Origin of the sequence: Streptomyces sp. NPDC008139 (genome assembly GCF_042957025.1) — a bacterium.
Lineage (GTDB): Bacteria > Actinomycetota > Actinomycetes > Streptomycetales > Streptomycetaceae > Actinacidiphila.
Genome location: NZ_JBIBHM010000003.1, coordinates 142,524 through 159,183 on the forward strand (window position 1 = coordinate 142,524; position 16,660 = coordinate 159,183).

Sequence of the window (16,660 nt, forward strand, 5' to 3'; positions counted from 1 at the left end):
CGGGCCGCGCTCACGGGTCCTGCCGAGGTCTTCGCGGGCGGGCGGCGTCGGCGCGCGGCAGGGCGCGTGTTCGACGTGGGCAGCGCGCGTGTTCGGCGCGCGGCAGAACGCGTGTTCGGCGCGCGGCAGGGCTTCGCGGCAGGGCTGGTGTTCACAGCGCGGGAGCGGTCTCGCGCAGCGCCAGCTCGAAGCGCCGGACGCCTTCGGTGATCTCGGCGGCGCCCGTGGTGTAGGCGAAGGTGATCCGTACGTACGGGGCGGGCGACTCGGCGGGGAAATAGGGGCGGCCGGGGGCGACGGCCACGCCCGCGCGGAGCGCGGCGCCGGTCAGCGCGGTCTCGTCGGTGCCGTCGGGGAGCCGCAGCCACAGGTGGTAGCCGCCGGTGGGCACCGGGTCGGGGACGAGTTCCGGCAGGCGGTGCCGGAGCGCGGCGAGCATGGCGTCGCGCCGCTCGCGCAGTGCGGCGGTGACGGCCCGCAGATGGCGCGGCCAGGAGGGCGCGCCGACGAGTTCCAGGGTCGCCTCCTGGAGGGGCCTGGGCACGAAGAAGCTGTCGACCACCTGGATGGCGCGCAGCCGTTCCATCACCGGGCCCCGGGCGATCAGCGCGCCGACGCGCAGATTGGGCGAGGTCGGCTTGGTGAGCGACGCGAAGTGGACAACGGTGCCGTACGGGTCCTCGGCGACCAGGGGTGGCGGCAGCGGGTCGCCGTGACCGAGCCGCCGGGCGAAGTCGTCCTCGACCACGAAGGCGCCCGCCGCCCGTGCGATGTCGAGCACCTGGCGGCGGCGCCCGGCGGCGAGCACCGCGCCGGTCGGATTCTGGAAGAGCGGCTGGCAGAAGAAGACCCGCGCGCCGCTGGCCTCGAAGGCGTCGGCGAGCAGATCGGGGCGGACGCCGTCCGCGTCGACCGGGACCGGCACCGGTCGCAGCCCCGCCGCGCGGGCAACGGAGAGCGCGCCGGGGTAGGTGGGCGATTCGACGAGTACGGCGGAGCCCGGCGCGGCCAGCGCGCGCAGCGCCGTGGTGAGGGCGGCCTGCCCGCCGGAGGTGATCAGCACCTGCGCGGGCGGGACTCCCGCCTCGCGACCGAACCAGTTCCGCAGCGCGGTGAGCCCTTCCAGCGGCGGCCGTTCCCAGGCGCCGGGCCTGCGGGCGGCGCGGGCCAGCGCGGCGCCGAGCGCCCGCTCGGGCTGGAGGCCGGGGTGCAGATAGCCGCCGTTGAGGGGGATGACGCCCTGCGGCGGGCCGACCAGACAGCCCAGCACTCCGGAGGCGTCGACCACGCGCGGTGCCACGTCCGGGTCCTCTGCGGTGAGCGCGACCTGCTGCCAGGAGGTGTCGACGGCGGTGGCGGTCGCCGTGCCCTCGGCGGCACGGTAGGTGCCCGCGCCGGGCCGGGTGACGACCAGTCCCTGCGCGGCGAGCGTCGCCAGCGCCCGCGAGACCGTCACCGGGCTGACCCCGAACCGCTCGACCAGGGCCCGGCTCGACGGCAGTTTCGCTCCCGGTGAGAAGCGGTCCAGCTCTCCTCGGAGGGATTCTGACAGCGCACTGGCACTGCTATCGTCATTCATGAAGGATAAGAATAGCGCTACTCCCCGCACCTCAGTAGCGGTCGGGGGCACCGCGCTCGCCTGTCTCGGTGTGGCCGCCTTTTCGCTCACCTTCCCTTCCACCCACTGGGCGCTGAGCGGATTCGGCGCGTGGTCGGCGGTGACGGTCCGGGCGGTACTGGCCACCGCGGTCGCCGGGGCCTTCCTCGCGGCGGGCCGGGCGAAGGTGCCGGACCGGGAGCACTGGGCGGGCCTGGCCGTCGTCGCCTGCGGTGTTGTCATCGGCTTCCCGCTGCTGACCACCCTCGCGCTGCGCACCACCGACACCTCGCACGCCGCCGTCGTCGTCGGCGCGCTCCCGCTGTGCACCGCGGTGCTCGCGGCCGTACGCACCGGCGCGCGGCCGTCCCGTACGTTCTGGATCGCGGCCGTCGCGGGCGCGGCGGTGGTCACCGCCTTCTCGCTCGGCGAGAGCGGCGGCGCGCCGACCGCCGGGGACGGCTTCCTCTTCGCCTCGCTGCTGGTCTGCGCCGCCGGTTACGTGGAGGGCGGGCGGCTGGCGTCGGTGCTTCCGGGCTGGCAGGTGGTCGGCTGGGCGCTGGTCGGCACGCTTCCACTCACCCTGCCCGCCGCGGTCGTGTCGCTGTCGCTGGAGCCGGTACGGCTGACCGGCGAGTCGGTCGGCGGACTGGTGTGGGTCTCGGTGGTGTCGCAGTTCCTCGGCCTGATGGTCTGGTACCGCGGCATGGCGGCGATCGGCGTGACCAGGGCCAGCCAGCTCCAACTCGCCCAGCCCGTGCTGACGTTGGTGTGGTCCGCCGCGCTGCTCGGTGAGCACCTGGGCCGCGCCACACTGCCCGCGGCGCTCGCCGTACTGGTCTGCGTGGCCGTCACCCAGCGCTCCGGTGCCCGGCAGGCGCGGGAGGTACGCAGGTCGCGGGCCGCGGCGCGGGCGCGCGGGGCCGAGGCGCCGGACGCCGACCCGGAGGCATTGCGGTCGGGCGACGCGCACGAGTTCGTGGCACACGGCGATCCGCGACGGCGCGCGCCGCGGTGACACGCTCCCCCGACTACCCCGATGCGCTCGGGTGTGCGCCCTCGGACCTGGGCAGTTCTCCTGGGACCGCCGAACAACCGTCCGGCGGGCCGGTCGTCACGGACCGACCGAGGGTCACCGCACGGACCGGGGCGCACCGAAGAGGCGTGGGGATGAGGGGGAGGACGGCATGCACGGACCACCGCTGGTGGCCTGGCTGCTCGTGGCGCTCAGCACCGTCGCCGCGGTCGCGTGCCTGCTGCGCCGCGAAGCGCGCGACGAGGCGGTGATGGCGGCGGGCATGGCGGTGATGGCCGTCCCGATGTCCGTCCTCGACCCGCGGCCGTGGGGGGCGCCGCTGTTCGCCGTCGTCCTCGGCGTGGTCTTCGCGCTGGCCGGGGTACGGGCACTGCTGCTGGTCCGACGGCCCGGCCACCATCTGCACCACTCCGTGTGCTCGGCCGCGATGGTCTACATGGCCGTGGCGATGGGCGGGGCGCCCTCGGCGCACGGCGGCCACGCCGAGCACATGGCGGCCACCGGCGCGGGTACCCCGCTGCTCACCGGCCTGCTGCTGCTCTACTTCGCGGGCTACGTCCTGCGCACCGGCACCACCCTGGTCGCGCTCCCGGCGCAGGCGCACGGCGCGCTGGGCGGCGGCCCGCTGATATCCACCGGCCAGGCGGAAGGAGGCGCGGGCGGCGGCCGGGACCGTGTCCCGCTGCGGCACGCGCCGGAGGTCGCGGCGGCCTGCCGGGTGGCGATGGCGCTGGGGATGTTCGCGATGCTGCTGACCCTGTGACGGACTCGCTGCCGTGAGTCATGCGTCACATCGGGTCGTGGTCCGTCCCCCGCGATCCCCGCGCCTCCTAGGCTGATCACCATGACGGTCCCGTTCGTGCTGCTGATTCTCGGCGCACTTGCGGCGGCGATGGCGCCGCGTCTGCTGTCCCGTGCCAAGTGGCCGGAACGCGAACCGGTGCTGGCCCTGTGGGTCTGGCAGTGTGTGGTCGCCGCCGTACTGCTGTGCTGCGTGCTGGCCATGGCGCTCTCCGCCTCGGCCGCCTGGGCCGCGGTCCGCGGCAATCTCTTCGCGTTCGCCCCGAGCGGCGTGGTCGACGCCTACGCGCTGTCCGAGTACGGCCGCTGGGCCGGGACCATCGCCGTCCTGCTCGCGCTCGGCGGTGTGTGGACCGCGGCGATGCTCACCCGCGAGGTGCGCGGCACACGGTCGCGGCGCAAGCAGCGCCGCGCGGAGCTCCGCGTGCGCGCGCCCCGGCTGCCCGGTGAGACCGTCACGCCCGGCGAGCGTCTGGTGGTCCTGGAGGACGCCCGCTCCGACGCCTGGTGGCTGTCCGGCGCCGAGCCCCAACTGGTCATCACCACGGCCGCGCTGCGCCGGCTGAAGGGCCGCCAACTGGACGCCGTGCTGGCCCACGAGCAGGGACACGTACGCGCCAGGCACGACGTGCTGCTGCACTGCTCGGGCGCGCTCGCGGGCGGCTTCCCGCAGGTGCCGGTCTTCGCCGCCTTCCGTGACCAGGTGCACCACCTGGTGGAACTGGCGGCCGACGACACGGCCTCGCGCCGCTTCGGCCGCCTCACCACCGCCCTCGCGCTGGTCGAACTCAACGCGGAACGCGGTGTCTTCGGCCCCTGCCCCACGCCGCTCGCCGCGCTGCCCGGCCGCGTGCACCGTCTGCTCGATCCCGCGCCCCGGCTGCCGCTCGGCCAGCGGGTGCGGATGACGGCCTTCGCGCTGCTGGTCCCGGCGGTCCCGCTGCTGATCGCTTTCGGCCCCGGCCTCGGCGCGCTGACCTGAGCGGCGGCGGGCGAGGCGGGGACATGGCCGTCAAAGGCGTGATGTTCGACTTCTCCGGCACCCTGATGCGGGTCGAAGCGGCCGAGTCCTGGCTGCGGTCGGCGCTCACCGCCGAGGGCGTCACGGCCACCGACGACGAGGTCGCGGCGTACGCCGGAACGCTGGAGCGGGCGGGCGCGCTGCCCGGCGGCGGACCTCCCGAGCGGATTCCGCCGCGATTGGCGGCGGCCTGGGCGCGGCGCGACACCAGCGCGGCCGAGCACCGGGCGGCGTACGGCGGGCTGTCCCGTACCGTCGCGCTCCCCTGGGATGTGCACGACGCGCTCTACGACCGGCACATGGCGCCCGCGGCGTGGAGTCCGTACCCCGACACCGAGCGCGTGCTGCGGGCCCTGCGCGACCGGGGCGTGCCGGTGGCGGTGGTGAGCAACATCGGATGGGATCTGCGGCCCGTCTTCGGGGAGCACGGGCTGGACGAGTTGGTGGACATCTTCGTGCTGAGCTTCGAGCACGGCGTCCAGAAGCCGGACGAGCGGCTGTTCCGGATCGCCTGCGACGGGCTCGGGCTGGAGCCCGCGGACGTGGCGATGGTGGGCGACAGCCGTGCGGCGGACGGTGGCGCCGCCGCGCTGGGCTGCCCGGTGTTCCTGGTGGACCATCTGCCGGTGTCGGCACGTCCCGACGCGCTGCTCGGCGTCCTGGACCGACTCGCCTGATGCGGCGCCGCGCACCGTACGCGCCGAGCGCTCATGGACCGGCCGCTGAAGGGGCAAGCGCTTTCAGGACAAGAGCCTCGACGACAAGCGCTTTCGGGATCGGCGCCGGTCCCGGCGATCCCCCGCGCCGCCGGGACCGGCACCAGCCCCCGTTTCCCGGACAGGGCGAAGCCCGCCGGGCTGCGCTGAGTATATTGGCTCGCAGCCAGTCAACGCAGGAGTAAATAATGTCCCCTCGGAGCGCATCGGTCAATGAAGCAATGCGTCAGCGTTCCCGGGAACGGTTGCTCCAGGCAACCGTGGAGTTGGTCGAGGAACGTGGCTACGAGGCCACCACGCTGGCGGACATCACCCAGCGGGCGGGGTCGGCACGCGGCCTGGTCTCGTACTACTTCGCGGGAAAGCGCGAACTGTTGCAGTCCGCGGTACACCGGCTGATGCACATGGAACTGGCCGCCGCGCTGGACCGCGAGCCGCGGTCGGAGGACGGCCAGGAGCGGATGGCGCGGGCCATCGACGCGATTCTCGGCCTCACGCAGACGCACACCACCCTGATGCGTACGCACATGGCGTCGATCCTCCAGGCGGAGGGTTTCATCCAGTGCCCGGAGCAGCAGAAGCTCGCGGCGCTCCTGAGCCAGGCGGTGGACGACGCGGGGATCGTGTCGGGACCCGAGGGTCCGGAGGCGGAGTACCGGCTGCTGCGCGCGCTGCTGATGGGCGCGACCGTGGCGCTGCTGCTGCCGGGCGCTCCGATGCCGCTGTCGCGGCTGCGGGCCGAACTCTTCGAGCGGTACGGGCTGGAGTGGACGCTGGGGGTGCCGCCGAAGGGCTGCGCGGTGGCCCCCGCGAAGGTCGGCGCGGGCGGGGACGAGGGCGGCGAGGACGGCGGGGACCGGCGACCGGTGGGCTGAAATCGTGCGCCTCGGCCAGGCCGCCGGGTGCAGCGCTCTGCCGCGACGCGTCCGGAGGGCGCATGCTGGTGACATCCCGCCGAAGGGAGCACCGTCGTGTTACGCGTCGCAGTCGTCGGTTCGGGTCCGAGCGGGGTGTACACCGCGGACGCGCTCACCCGTCAGGAGTCGGTGCCGGATGTCGCGGTTGACGTGCTCGACCGGTTGCCGTGCCCGTACGGCCTGGTCAGATACGGTGTCGCGCCCGACCACGAGAAGATCAAGTCCCTCCAGGGCAGCCTGCGCAAGGTGCTGGAGGACCCGCGGGTCCGCTTCCTCGGCAACGTCGGCGTGGGGCCCGCGCCGCTGACGCCGGAGCGGCTGCTCGGCCTGTACCACGCGGTGGTCTACTGCGTGGGCGCCGCGACCGACCGCAGACTGGGCGTGCCCGGCGAGGAGTTGCCCGGCAGCTACTCGGCGACCCGCTTCGTGTCCTGGTACAGCGCGCACCCCGACGAGCCGCCGGACGGCTTCGCGCTGCGGGCCCGCTCGGCCGTGGTCATCGGCGTGGGGAACGTCGCGGTCGACGTGGCGCGCGTGCTGGCCCGGCGCGCGGACGAACTGCGGCGCACCGACGTACCGGAGCCGGCGCTGCGGGCGCTCGCCGACAGCCGCGTCACCGACATCCACATGGTGGGGCGGCGCGGGCCCTCGCAGGCGAAGTTCACCACCAAGGAACTGCGTGAGCTGGGCGCGCTGGCCGACACCGATGTGATCGTGCGCGAGGACGAGTTGGCGCTCGACCCGGCGTACGCCGACCCCTCCGGTCTGCCGACGGCGGCCCGGCGCAATGTGGAGGTGCTGCGCTCGTGGGCCGCGCAGCCGCCGCGCGGACGGCCGCGCCGACTCCATGTGCGGTTCTTCCTGCGCCCCACCGCGTTCCTCGCCGACGAGGCCGGGCGGGTGCGCGCGGTCCGTTTCACCCGAACGGGTCCTGACGGGCGCGGCGGTGTGTCGGATACAGGCGGCGGCGAGGAGATCGCCGCGGGACTCGTCCTGCGCTCGGTCGGCTACCAGGGGGTGCCGCTGCCCGGCCTGCCCTTCGACCCTGAGGGCGCGGTGGTGCCGAACGACGCGGGCCGTGTACTGCGCGACGGTACGCCCTCCCCCGGCGAGTACGTGGCGGGCTGGATCAAGCGCGGGCCGACCGGTGTGATCGGCACCAACCGGCCGTGCGCCAAGGAGACCGCGACGGCGCTGATCGCCGACGCGCCGGGTCTGCTGACGCGAGAGCTGTCGGCCGATCCGCTGGCCGGACTGCGGGCCGCGGGCATACGGACGGTCGCCTGGCAGGGCTGGCTGGCGATCGAGGCGGCGGAGGCGCAGTGGGGCCGTTCCCTGGACCGGGGCACGGTCAAGATCCCCGACTGGGAAGGGCTGTTGACGGCGGCGGGCCACGCGTCGGCGCCGCCCGCCGAGGGACCGGCCTGAGGCCCGTCACGGACGGGACAGATCGAGGCGCGTCGAATCCAAGCACTCGGGTCCAAGCACTCGGGTCCAAGCACCCGGGTCCGGGCTTTCGGGTCCAGGCGCCCTACGCCTCATGGTCAGCCGTCGAGCCGGGCTGCCTGGCGGGCCGCCGCGTCGAGGACGCGGTCCAGCAGACCGGGGAAGAGCGCTTCGAGGTCGTCCGTGCGCAGCGCGTTCATCTTGGAGGTGCCGCGGTAGATCTGGCTGATGACGCCCGCCTCGCGCAGCACCCGGAAGTGGTGCGTGGTCGTGGACTTGCTGACCGGCAACGGCACGTCGGAGCAGGCCACTTCACCGCGGGCCGCGGCCAGATTGCGGACCACGATCAGCCGCATCGGGTCGGACAGCGCGTGCAGCACCTCTTCGAGCCGGATCTCCCCGGCGCCGGGGTGCTCCAGCGCGCGCCCGGCGGCAGCCGGGGCGCCGGGGCCCGCGGCCGACGACGACGGTGCCGGTGCCGGTGGCGGTGGCGGTGGCGGTGGCGCGTGGGACGGAATCGGGAGTGTCATGAACGTCATATTACGATACCCGTCGTAGTTTGACGTCTGCCGTACTACGGCGTCTATCGTAGAAGCCGTCACCAGTGCGCGGCGACAGGCCCCGACCGGTGGAGCCCCGCGACGGAGTCCGACGACGAGGAGAGTGCCGTGAGCGCGCTGTTCGAGCCCTTCACCCTGCGGTCCGTGACCATTCCCAACCGGGCCTGGATGGCGCCGATGTGCCAGTACTCGGCGGCGACCGAGGGGCCCGACGAGGGAGCGCCCGGCGACTGGCACTTCGCGCACTACGCGTCGCGGGCAGTCGGCGGCGCCGGACTGATCCTGGTCGAGGCGACCGCGGTCAGCCCCGAGGGCCGGATCAGCCCCGCCGACCTCGGGATCTGGAACGACCACCAGGTGGCGGCCTTCAGCCGGATCACCCGCTTCCTCAAGGACCACGGCACCGTGCCCGGCATCCAGATCGGACATGCCGGACGCAAGGCGTCCACGGACCGGCCGTGGTCAGGCGGCGGCCCGCTGGGCGAGGACGAGCGCGGCTGGCAGCCGGTGGCGCCGAGCCCGGTGGCGTTCTCCGACGAGTCCAAGGTGCCGACCGAGCTGTCGGAGGCGGACATCAGGGATGTCGTCGGGCAGTTCGTGGCCGGGGCCCGGCGGGCGCTCGCGGCGGGCTTCGAAGTGCTCGAACTGCACGGCGCGCACGGCTATCTGATCGGCGAATTCCTCTCCCCGCACAGCAACCACCGCACCGACGGCTACGGCGGCGCCTTCGAGAACCGGATCAGGTTCGCGCTGGAGACGGTCGACGCCGTGCGCGAGGTCTGGCCGGAGGAACTGCCGCTGTTCTTCCGCATCTCGGCCACCGACTGGCTGGAGAACGGCGGCTGGACGGCGGACGAGACGGTCCGCTTCGCCAAGGAACTGCTCGTGCGCGGGGTCGACCTGCTCGACGTGTCCACGGGCGGGAACGCCGCGGGCGTACGCATTCCGCTCGGCCCCGGCTACCAGGTGCCCTTCGCGGCCCGTGTGAAGGCCGAGACCGGTCTGCCGGTGGCGGCCGTCGGCGAGATCACCCACCCCCGGCAGGCCGAGACGATCCTGTCCACCGGCCAGGCCGACGCCGTCCTGCTCGGCCGCGAACTGCTGCGCACGCCGAACTGGCCGCTGCACGCCGCCCGCGAACTGGGCTCCGAGGTGGCGGTGCCGCAGCAGTACGGGCGGGCCTTCCGCCGGGCCGGTATCTGAACGGTCCTGCCCGGCGGTCCGCCGCCGGAGCCGTCGTTGCGCGGACGGGTCCGATCCCCGTCCGCGGCACGGCTGTTGAGCCAGTAGAGTGACGGACCGTGACAGCGCGACCATTGAACGAGATCGTCGAAGCGGGCTGGGCGAAGGCGCTCGAACCGGTGGCGGACCGGATCGCGGCGATGGGGGACTTCCTCCGCGCCGAGATCGCCGCGGGGCGTACGTACCTTCCCTCCGGTGCGAACGTGCTGCGCGCGTTCCAGCAGCCCTTCGACGACGTGCGGGTGCTGATCGTCGGGCAGGACCCGTATCCGACCCCGGGGCACGCGGTAGGGCTCAGTTTCTCCGTCGCGCCGGACGTACGGCCGCTGCCGGGCAGTCTGGAGAACATCTACCGCGAGCTGGGCTCCGACCTGGGGCTGCCGCGGCCGTCCAACGGGGATCTCACGCCGTGGACCCGGCAGGGTGTGCTGCTGCTCAACAGGGCGCTGACCACCGCGCCCCGGCGGCCCGCGGCTCACCGCGGCAAGGGCTGGGAAGAGGTCACCGAGCAGGCGATCAGGGCGCTCGCCGCCCGGGGCCGTCCGCTGGTGTCCGTGCTGTGGGGCCGGGACGCCCGCAATCTGCGACCGCTGCTGGGGCAGTTGCCCGCGATCGAGTCCTCGCACCCCTCCCCCATGTCGGCCGACCGCGGCTTCTTCGGCTCACGGCCGTTCAGCCGCGCCAATGATCTGCTGGTCCGGCAGGGTGCACAGCCGGTCGACTGGCTCCTTCCCTGACACGTCTTGACGGTACTCTGCCCGGGTGACGACGCATCCCCATACTCCGGCGGGCTGGTACGCCGACCCGCAAGGCACTCCGAATCTGCTCCGCTACTGGGACGGCAAACAGTGGACGGAGCACACGAACCCCGGCCAGATTCCGCAGCAGCAGCAAGGCGGCGGCAACGCGTGGGAGCTGAATGTCAGCGGCGCCCCCGACCCGTCCAAGGTCCAGCGCCAGGTGCAGCAGCAGGCCGGGATAGCGCCGACCTCGTTCGGCGGCGGCACCCTGTTCACCGAGCCGATCCTGGTGGTGAACCAGAAGGCCAAGCTGATCGAGCTGGTCAACGAGTACAGCGTCTTCGACCAGCAGGGCCGCACCCTCGGCTCGGTCGTCGAGATCGGGCAGAGCACGGCGAAGAAGGTGCTGCGCTTCGTCTCCAGCGTGGACCAGTTCCTGACTCACAAGCTGGAGGTCAGGGACGCGCACGGGCAGCCGCAGTTGGTGCTCACCCGGCCCGCGAAGTTCATCAAGTCCAAGGTGCTGGTGCACCGCTCGAACGGTGAGCCGCTCGGCGAGATCGTGCAGCAGAACGCCTTCGGCAAGATCAAGTTCGCGTTCATGTACAACGGCCAGCAGATCGGTGCCATCAAGGCCGAGAACTGGCGGGCGTGGAACTTCGCCATCGTGGACCACACGGAGACGGAGATCGGCCGGATCACCAAGACGTGGGAGGGCCTGGCTAAGACCATGTTCACCACGGCGGACAACTACGTCCTCCAGATCCACCGGCCGCTGGCCGACCCGCTGCTGAGCATGGTCGTCGCCTCGGCGCTGACCGTGGACACCGCGCTCAAGCAGGACTCGCGCGGGCTCGGCTGATCCGTGCCCGCTTCCGCTGACTGGGTGCTCGGGATCGACTCCGGCGGTTCCGGTGTGCGGGTGGCCGTCGCCCGCGCCGACGGCACCGAGGTGTCCGCGCCCGCCGTCTCGGCCCGCCCGGCCGTGACCGGCGAGCGCGGGATCGACGCCGCGAGCCTGCTCGACCAGGTCGTGCCCCTGGTGAACGGCCTGCTGGACAAGGTCGGGGCCGGCACGCTGGCCGCCGCGTGCGTCGGCGCGGCCGGTATGGCCACGCTCGGCACCGACCTGCGCGCCGTGCTGCCCGACGCCCTGGCCGCCGCCTTCGGGGTGGAGTCGCTGGCGCTGGCCGGTGACGCGGTGACCGCGTACGCGGGCGCGCTCGGTCTGCGGCCGGGCGTCGTCGTCGCCGCGGGCACCGGCATGATCGCGCTCGGCACCGCGGCCGACGGCCGCGGCTGGCTGCGCGCGGACGGCTGGGGCCATCTGCTGGGCGACGCGGGCGGCGGGTCCTGGATCGGCCGCGCGGGCCTGGACGCGGCGATGCGCGCGCACGACGGCAGGGCGGGCGGCTCCACGGCGCTGCTGGCCCGCGCGGAGGACCGTTTCGGGCCGCTCGACGGGATGCCCGCACAGCTCTACCCGCGCCCCGACCGGCCCGCCGTACTGGCCTCGTTCGCGCCCGACGTGGCCGCCTGCGCCACGGGGGGCGACCCGGTGGCCTCCGGCATCCTGCGGGCCGCCGCGACGCACATCCTGGAGTCGGCGGCTGCCGTACGGCCGGACGCCGCCGCGGTGGACGTGGCGCTGACCGGTGGCCTGTTCAAGATGGGCGAGCCGCTGCTCGGACCGCTGCGTGAGCGGGCCGGGCGGATGCTGCCGGACGCCAGGCTCGTACCGGCGGCCGGTGATCCGTTGGACGGTGCGCTGCTGATCGCGGGGGCGCTGCACCGGGACGCGCTGCCGCTTCCGGCCGACCCCGCGCTGCTGCGGCTCGTCTCCCGTGCCGCACCGGCCCGTTCGCGTACCGCACCAGTTCGTTCCGGTGCCGACGCGGCGCGTTCCGGCACAGCTCAGACTCGTTCGATGACCGAACGTGAGCGGTGAAAGGGACAGATCAGGACAGGTCTGCCGCGGCTCCGACCCGGCCGAACATCCAGGCGCCCCAAGGCGTTAGCATGCGTCGCCATGAGCACTGCCACAGGGCCCGCCTCCGGCCTTCCCGTTCGAATGCCGCGTCCGCGCCAGCCGGGACGTCACCGCCGACCGGAGGCGCTGGCCGCGCCCGAGGGCGCGCCGGTGCTGGTTCTGGCCGTCCCCGGCACTCCCACCGCCGCCGCGCTCAGTCTGGCGGAGGAGGTCGTGAGCATCGCCCGCTCCGAGCTGTCGGGACTCGATCCGCGGATCGGCTTCGTCGACGGTGAAGACGGCGCGGAGACCGAATTCCCGGCGCTGCGCGGCGTCCTGGCCGCGATCGCGGACGAGCGGTCGGGGGAGGACACCGCGGCCGTCGTCGTCCCGCTGCTCGCGGGGCCCGAGGCTTCGGTGCTGCGCAGGATCCGGCAGGCCATCGCCGACACCAAGGCGCAGGTGGAGCTGACCGACGTCCTCGGTCCGCACCCGCTGCTCGCCGAGGCGCTGCACGTCCGGCTCGCCGAGGCGGGTCTGGCCCGCGCCGACCGCGCCCGGCTGTTCACCGTGGCGACCGCGGCCGACGGGATCATCCTGGCGACCGTCGGCGGCGAGGAGGCGGCGCAGGCCGCGGGTGTGACCGGGCTTCTGCTGGCCGCGCGGCTCGCCGTGCCGGTGCTGGCCGCCGCGCTCGACGAGGACGGCTCCATCGCACGGGCGGCGGAGCAGTTGCGCTCCTCCGGCTCCGGCCGGCTCGCGCTCGCCCCGTGCCTGATCGGCCCGGAGATCGCGCCGCAGCTCCTGCACACCGCGGCGGCGGAGGCGGGCTGCTCGGGCGCCGACGCGCTCGGCCCGTACCCGGCGGTCGGCAAGCTGGTGGTCACGCACTACGCGGGCGCCCTGGGCATCGCGATGCAGCAGCAGGAGAGCGCGCCCTCGCACTGAACGAGTCGGCGCGTCGACACGGCGACGACAACGGCGCGGGCGGTCGGTCCTGTCGAAGGACCGCCCGCCCGCGCCGTTTCACGTCGTGCGGGCCGCGCGGGCCCGCCCCCGCGGTGTCAGGGCCGGGCGAAGAGCACGCAGGACACGGCGGGCAGCGCCAGCGAACCGGCCTGCTTGGGGATGCCGGTGCCCGGGTCGACGTCGAACCAGGTGACGTCGCCGGAGCGCTCGTTGGCCGCGTACAGCCGAGTGCCCGACGGGTCGAGGGTGAGGTGGCGCGGCCAGTCGCCCCCGCAGCTCACGGTGTCGAGCAGTTCCAGCCGCTCCCCCGTCTCGTCCAGGGCGAGCACCGCGATGCTGTTGTGGCCGCGGTTGGCGGCCCAGGCGAAGCGGCCGTCGGGCGAGACGACCAGCTCCGAGGGGTAGTTCTCGCCCTCGGTGCCGTCGGGGAGCACGCGGACCTCGGCGAGCGGGCGCAGGCTGCCGATGGAGGGGTCCCAGCGGCAGACGGTGACGACGGAGTCGAGTTCGTTCATCACATAGGCGTGGTGGCCGGCCGGGTGGAAGGTGAGGTGGCGCGGGCCGACCCCGGAGCGCAGTCCCAGCTCGCGCTCGATCTCCAGCTCGCCGCTATCGGTGTCCAGTTCGCAGACCCGCACCGAGTCGGTGCCGAGGTCGACGCTGACCGCCCAGCGTCCGCTGGGGTCGGTCAGCACGGCGTGCGCGTGCGGCCCGGTCTGGCGCTCGGGGTGGGGGCCGTCGCCCTCGTGCTCCAGCAGTGAGCGCAGCCCGCCGAGCGCGCCGTCCTCACCGATGGACAGGACGCTGACGCTGCCGGGCTCCGCGTAGTTGGCCGTGAGCAGGTGGCCGCGGTGGACGGCGAGGTGGGTGGGCCAGCCGCCGTGCACCTGCACGGGCGCGCCGAGCAGCCGGGGCGCGGCCGGGTCCGCGAGCGAGAACGCGGCGGCGGTGCCCTCCGGCTCGGTCTCGCCGACCGTGTAGAGCGTCCGCCCGTCGTCGGACAGGGCGAGGAAGGACGGATTCTGCACCTCGGCGTTGTCGCCGAGCGCGGTGAGCGCTCCCGTGTCCGGGTCGACGGCGGCCGTGGTGAGCCCTCGACCGCCCGCCGAAGTGAACGACCCGATGTAAACGTGCCCGGCCACTGCCGTACCTCTTCCGCCTGATGTCTGTACGGCGGCTGAGATTAGTACCTGACGGCGGCCACGTCGCCCCCGGGTCCCACTGGTCAGGCGGCGAGCGGCGCGCGGGGGTCGGCGTGCAGGGGGGCGGCGAGGTCGGTGAGCGCCGTTTCCAGGACCCGCAGGTGGCCGAGCGCGCGTTCGGCGTGCGGATGTCCCGCGCCGTCCTCGGGCGCCTCCGACCGCGGTTCCGGTGCCTCGATGCCGCGTACGACCAGGCGGCGCACGGCGTCCTCGACCCGTCGGCAGGCGGCCGACAGCCGCTCGTCGTGGCTCGCTTCGGGGTGGGCGACGACCTCGGCGAGGCCGCGCACCTGGTGGGCGCAGGCGTCGAGGAGGCGCAGTACGTGACCGGCCCGCGCTCTGCGGGCCCGCAGGGGGCTCAGCGGGTGCACCAGCGGCGCCAGGGAGGCGCGTACCCGGCCGAGTACCAGGTCCAGTTCGGCGGCGCGTCCTGCCAGGTCGGCGCCGGGTTCACCGGCAAGGTGCCGGGCCGCCTGCGCGGTGAAGTCGCGTACGGATTCCAGGGCACGCTGGATCCAGGCGTCGGTGGCGGCGTGCGTGGTGACCGGCAGCACCAGCAGCACGGCGAGAGCCGCCCAGAGCGCGCCCGCCCCGGTCTCCTCAAGGCGCAGCAGGAGCAGCGCCGGGTGCAGGACGCCGAGCAGCCCGTAGAGGGAACCGGCCATGACGGTGACGAAGAAGGTCATCCAGGAGTAGGAGACGGCCGCGCTGTAGAAGATGCCGAAGACGCACACCGCGACGAGGACGGCGGACGGTACGGGGGCGCCGTGCAGGGGAAGGGCGAGGGCGAATCCGGCCACGATGCCGAGCGCGGTGCCGAGCACGCGGCGGAAGCCGCGCACCAGGGTCTCACCGCGCGACGCCGTGTTGACGAAGATCCACCAGGAGGTGGCGACCGCCCAGTACCAGCGGTCCTCCGACAGTGCCTGGCCGAGCGCGAGGGCTCCGGCCGCGGCGGTCGCGGCCTGGACGGCCTGCCGGGTGGTCGGCCTGCGCAGACCGGGCGGTTGGACGAGGGATACGGCCGGTGCGGGCGCGGCACCGCGTTCGTAGCACCACAGGCCGAAGCGGACGGTGGCGGCGACGGCGAGGCTGAGGCCGATCGCCGCGTACAGCTCGGGGAGTTCGGCCGGGACTGCGTGCAGGAACTGCGCGATGAAGAACATCATGAAGCCGAAGACGCCGAGCGCGTGGCCGCGGGCGCCCCAGCGGCGGGCGTAGACCCCGGCGAGGACGACGGCGACGAAGGCGGCGTCGCGGGCGAGCGGGTACGGGTGCAGCCAGGCCGCGGCGGTGAGCACCGGCAGCCCGGTCAGGGGCATCAGGGCGGTGGTGACCGCCTGCTGGCCGACGCGGGGGTCGGCGACGACGAAGAAGGCGAGCAGCGCGGCGAGACCGCCGCCGCACATCGCGGGCAGCGGAAATCCGGCCAGGCCCGCCGCGGTGACGGCGAGCGCGATGCCGAGGACGGCGCGGGAGGCGTGGCGCAGCCGCGCGCGGCCCGGATCCGGTGCGACGAACAACCTCTTCACGTGTGCGGTTCCACCCCTGTCCGGTACGGGTGTCCGGCGGCGGTCGGCGCCGGACATGGCAAAGGCGTTGCGGAGGACCGCAACGCCATCGTCACCACCAGGAAAGCACCCGAGCGGGTAGTGGCTCAAACTGGTCGCTCGGCGCTGTGCCATTGGTACGGTGAGGGTGTCCTGTCATCGACCATGAGGAGACCAGTGGCCCATGGCCGTCGACGCACTGGACACCCGCATCCTGCGGCTGCTGCTGGAGCAGCCGCGCACCAGCGTCCGTGAGTACGCCCGCATACTCGGCGTCGCGCGCGGCACCCTCCAGGCCCGGCTCGACCGGCTGGAGCGGGACGGGGTGATCACCACGGCGGGACCACGCGTGTCGCCTGCCGCGCTGGGCCACCCGGTGCTGGCCTTCGTGCGGATCGAGGTGACGCAGGGGCGCCTGGACGACGTGGGCGAAGCGCTCGCGGCCGTGCCGGAGATCATCGAGGCGCTCTCGATCACCGGCGGCGGGGATCTGCTCACCAGGGTCGCGGCCCGCGACAACGCCAATCTGGAGGACATCATCCAGCGGCTGATCCAACTGCCGGGCGTGGTCCGCACCCGTACGGAGATCGCCCTGCGCGAGCGGGTCCCGTACCGCGTGCTGCCGCTGGTGGAGGCCGTGGGCCGCAGCGCGGCGACCCGACGCCAGGGCGGACCGGGCGGCAGGTCGGCCGGGGCCCCGGGGCCCGGCGACGGATCAGGCGACGGATCGGGCGGTGGCGCTCAGCGGGCGACCAGGTAGCCCTTCGCCGGGCGACACCTCAGCGACCGAGCCCGATACGCAGGCGGCAGGCGGCAGGCGGCAGGCGGCAGGCGGCAGGCGGCAGGCGGCAGGCGGCAGGCGGCAGGCGGCAGGCGGCAGGCGGCAGGCGGCAG

General features: G+C 74.0%; 16 protein-coding genes. 12 read left to right on the forward strand and 4 right to left on the reverse strand.

Going from position 1 to position 16,660, the window contains the following annotated elements; all coding sequences use genetic code 11:
- Window positions 1-151: 151 nt before the first annotated feature.
- Window positions 152-1,579, reverse strand: a complete 1,428-nt coding sequence (locus ACFZBB_RS07260; RefSeq protein WP_391118717.1) for an aminotransferase class I/II-fold pyridoxal phosphate-dependent enzyme — start codon at window positions 1,577-1,579, stop codon at window positions 152-154.
- Here ACFZBB_RS07260 and ACFZBB_RS07265 point away from each other — a divergent pair.
- The 6 genes from ACFZBB_RS07265 to ACFZBB_RS07290 all read left to right on the forward strand — a co-directional run bounded on the left by ACFZBB_RS07265 (window position 1,578) and on the right by ACFZBB_RS07290 (window position 7,516).
- Entirely contained in the window at window positions 1,578-2,615 is a 1,038-nt protein-coding gene (locus tag ACFZBB_RS07265) for an EamA family transporter (protein WP_391118719.1), read from the forward strand. The genes ACFZBB_RS07260 and ACFZBB_RS07265 overlap by 2 nt on opposite strands.
- 169 nt (window positions 2,616-2,784) lie before the next feature.
- Window positions 2,785-3,396: a DUF5134 domain-containing protein gene (locus ACFZBB_RS07270; protein WP_391118720.1), complete on the forward strand. Its 612-nt coding sequence runs from the start codon at window positions 2,785-2,787 to the stop codon at window positions 3,394-3,396.
- A gap of 81 nt (window positions 3,397-3,477) precedes the next feature.
- On the forward strand, window positions 3,478-4,416 hold the full coding sequence (locus tag ACFZBB_RS07275) for a M56 family metallopeptidase (protein WP_355343774.1): 939 nt from the start codon (window positions 3,478-3,480) through the stop codon (window positions 4,414-4,416).
- Between the two features lie 23 nt (window positions 4,417-4,439).
- Window positions 4,440-5,132, forward strand: coding sequence for an HAD-IA family hydrolase (locus ACFZBB_RS07280; RefSeq protein WP_391118723.1), 693 nt, complete (start codon window positions 4,440-4,442; stop codon window positions 5,130-5,132).
- A 227-nt stretch (window positions 5,133-5,359) separates the two neighbouring features.
- The gene (locus ACFZBB_RS07285) at window positions 5,360-6,046 is read left to right on the forward strand and encodes a TetR family transcriptional regulator (protein ID WP_391118725.1); all 687 of its coding nucleotides are present in this window, start codon (window positions 5,360-5,362) and stop codon (window positions 6,044-6,046) included.
- A 96-nt stretch (window positions 6,047-6,142) separates the two neighbouring features.
- The gene (locus ACFZBB_RS07290; RefSeq protein ID WP_391118727.1) at window positions 6,143-7,516 is read left to right on the forward strand and encodes an FAD-dependent oxidoreductase; all 1,374 of its coding nucleotides are present in this window, start codon (window positions 6,143-6,145) and stop codon (window positions 7,514-7,516) included.
- Window positions 7,517-7,632: 116 nt separating this feature from the next.
- Here ACFZBB_RS07290 and ACFZBB_RS07295 read toward each other — a convergent pair whose 3' ends face one another.
- Window positions 7,633-8,064 (reverse strand): ArsR/SmtB family transcription factor, encoded by a 432-nt coding sequence (locus tag ACFZBB_RS07295; RefSeq protein ID WP_391118729.1) that lies wholly within the window; start codon window positions 8,062-8,064, stop codon window positions 7,633-7,635.
- A gap of 138 nt (window positions 8,065-8,202) precedes the next feature.
- Between ACFZBB_RS07295 and ACFZBB_RS07300 the strand changes: the two genes are divergently transcribed.
- The 5 genes from ACFZBB_RS07300 to ACFZBB_RS07320 all read left to right on the forward strand — a co-directional run bounded on the left by ACFZBB_RS07300 (window position 8,203) and on the right by ACFZBB_RS07320 (window position 12,993).
- Window positions 8,203-9,297 (forward strand): tRNA-dihydrouridine synthase, encoded by a 1,095-nt coding sequence (locus tag ACFZBB_RS07300; protein WP_391118731.1) that lies wholly within the window; start codon window positions 8,203-8,205, stop codon window positions 9,295-9,297.
- A gap of 98 nt (window positions 9,298-9,395) precedes the next feature.
- Window positions 9,396-10,073 (forward strand): uracil-DNA glycosylase, encoded by a 678-nt coding sequence (locus tag ACFZBB_RS07305; RefSeq protein WP_188280927.1) that lies wholly within the window; start codon window positions 9,396-9,398, stop codon window positions 10,071-10,073.
- Window positions 10,074-10,098: 25 nt separating this feature from the next.
- On the forward strand, window positions 10,099-10,938 hold the full coding sequence (locus ACFZBB_RS07310) for a phospholipid scramblase-related protein (RefSeq protein WP_391118733.1): 840 nt from the start codon (window positions 10,099-10,101) through the stop codon (window positions 10,936-10,938).
- 3 nt (window positions 10,939-10,941) lie between these two features.
- Complete coding sequence (locus tag ACFZBB_RS07315; protein ID WP_391118735.1) at window positions 10,942-12,024, forward strand: BadF/BadG/BcrA/BcrD ATPase family protein; 1,083 nt, start codon at window positions 10,942-10,944, stop codon at window positions 12,022-12,024.
- An 81-nt stretch (window positions 12,025-12,105) separates the two neighbouring features.
- On the forward strand, window positions 12,106-12,993 hold the full coding sequence (locus ACFZBB_RS07320; RefSeq protein WP_355343749.1) for a hypothetical protein: 888 nt from the start codon (window positions 12,106-12,108) through the stop codon (window positions 12,991-12,993).
- Window positions 12,994-13,109: 116 nt separating this feature from the next.
- Here ACFZBB_RS07320 and ACFZBB_RS07325 read toward each other — a convergent pair whose 3' ends face one another.
- Complete coding sequence (locus ACFZBB_RS07325) at window positions 13,110-14,156, reverse strand: beta-propeller fold lactonase family protein (RefSeq protein WP_391118737.1); 1,047 nt, start codon at window positions 14,154-14,156, stop codon at window positions 13,110-13,112.
- Window positions 14,157-14,239: 83 nt separating this feature from the next.
- Window positions 14,240-15,805, reverse strand: coding sequence for an FUSC family protein (locus tag ACFZBB_RS07330; RefSeq protein ID WP_391118739.1), 1,566 nt, complete (start codon window positions 15,803-15,805; stop codon window positions 14,240-14,242).
- A gap of 145 nt (window positions 15,806-15,950) precedes the next feature.
- Here ACFZBB_RS07330 and ACFZBB_RS07335 point away from each other — a divergent pair, with 145 nt between their 5' ends.
- Entirely contained in the window at window positions 15,951-16,526 is a 576-nt protein-coding gene (locus tag ACFZBB_RS07335) for an Lrp/AsnC ligand binding domain-containing protein (protein ID WP_391118741.1), read from the forward strand.
- The last annotated feature ends 134 nt before the right edge of the window (window positions 16,527-16,660 follow it).

Excerpts from the sequence above, each read along its gene's own strand:
- ACFZBB_RS07265 (WP_391118719.1), top strand. The coding sequence starts at position 1,578 with ATGAAGGATAAGAATAGCGCTACTCCCCGCACCTCAGTAGCGGTCGGG.
- ACFZBB_RS07280 (WP_391118723.1), top strand. The coding sequence starts at position 4,440 with ATGGCCGTCAAAGGCGTGATGTTCGACTTCTCCGGCACCCTGATGCGG.
- ACFZBB_RS07285 (WP_391118725.1), top strand. The coding sequence starts at position 5,360 with ATGTCCCCTCGGAGCGCATCGGTCAATGAAGCAATGCGTCAGCGTTCC.
- ACFZBB_RS07295 (WP_391118729.1), bottom strand. The coding sequence starts at position 8,064 with ATGACACTCCCGATTCCGTCCCACGCGCCACCGCCACCGCCACCGCCA.
- ACFZBB_RS07270 (WP_391118720.1), top strand. The coding sequence starts at position 2,785 with ATGCACGGACCACCGCTGGTGGCCTGGCTGCTCGTGGCGCTCAGCACC.
- ACFZBB_RS07320 (WP_355343749.1), top strand. The coding sequence starts at position 12,106 with ATGAGCACTGCCACAGGGCCCGCCTCCGGCCTTCCCGTTCGAATGCCG.
- ACFZBB_RS07260 (WP_391118717.1), bottom strand. The coding sequence starts at position 1,579 with ATGAATGACGATAGCAGTGCCAGTGCGCTGTCAGAATCCCTCCGAGGA.
- ACFZBB_RS07335 (WP_391118741.1), top strand. The coding sequence starts at position 15,951 with ATGGCCGTCGACGCACTGGACACCCGCATCCTGCGGCTGCTGCTGGAG.
- ACFZBB_RS07330 (WP_391118739.1), bottom strand. The coding sequence starts at position 15,805 with ATGTCCGGCGCCGACCGCCGCCGGACACCCGTACCGGACAGGGGTGGA.
- ACFZBB_RS07275 (WP_355343774.1), top strand. The coding sequence starts at position 3,478 with ATGACGGTCCCGTTCGTGCTGCTGATTCTCGGCGCACTTGCGGCGGCG.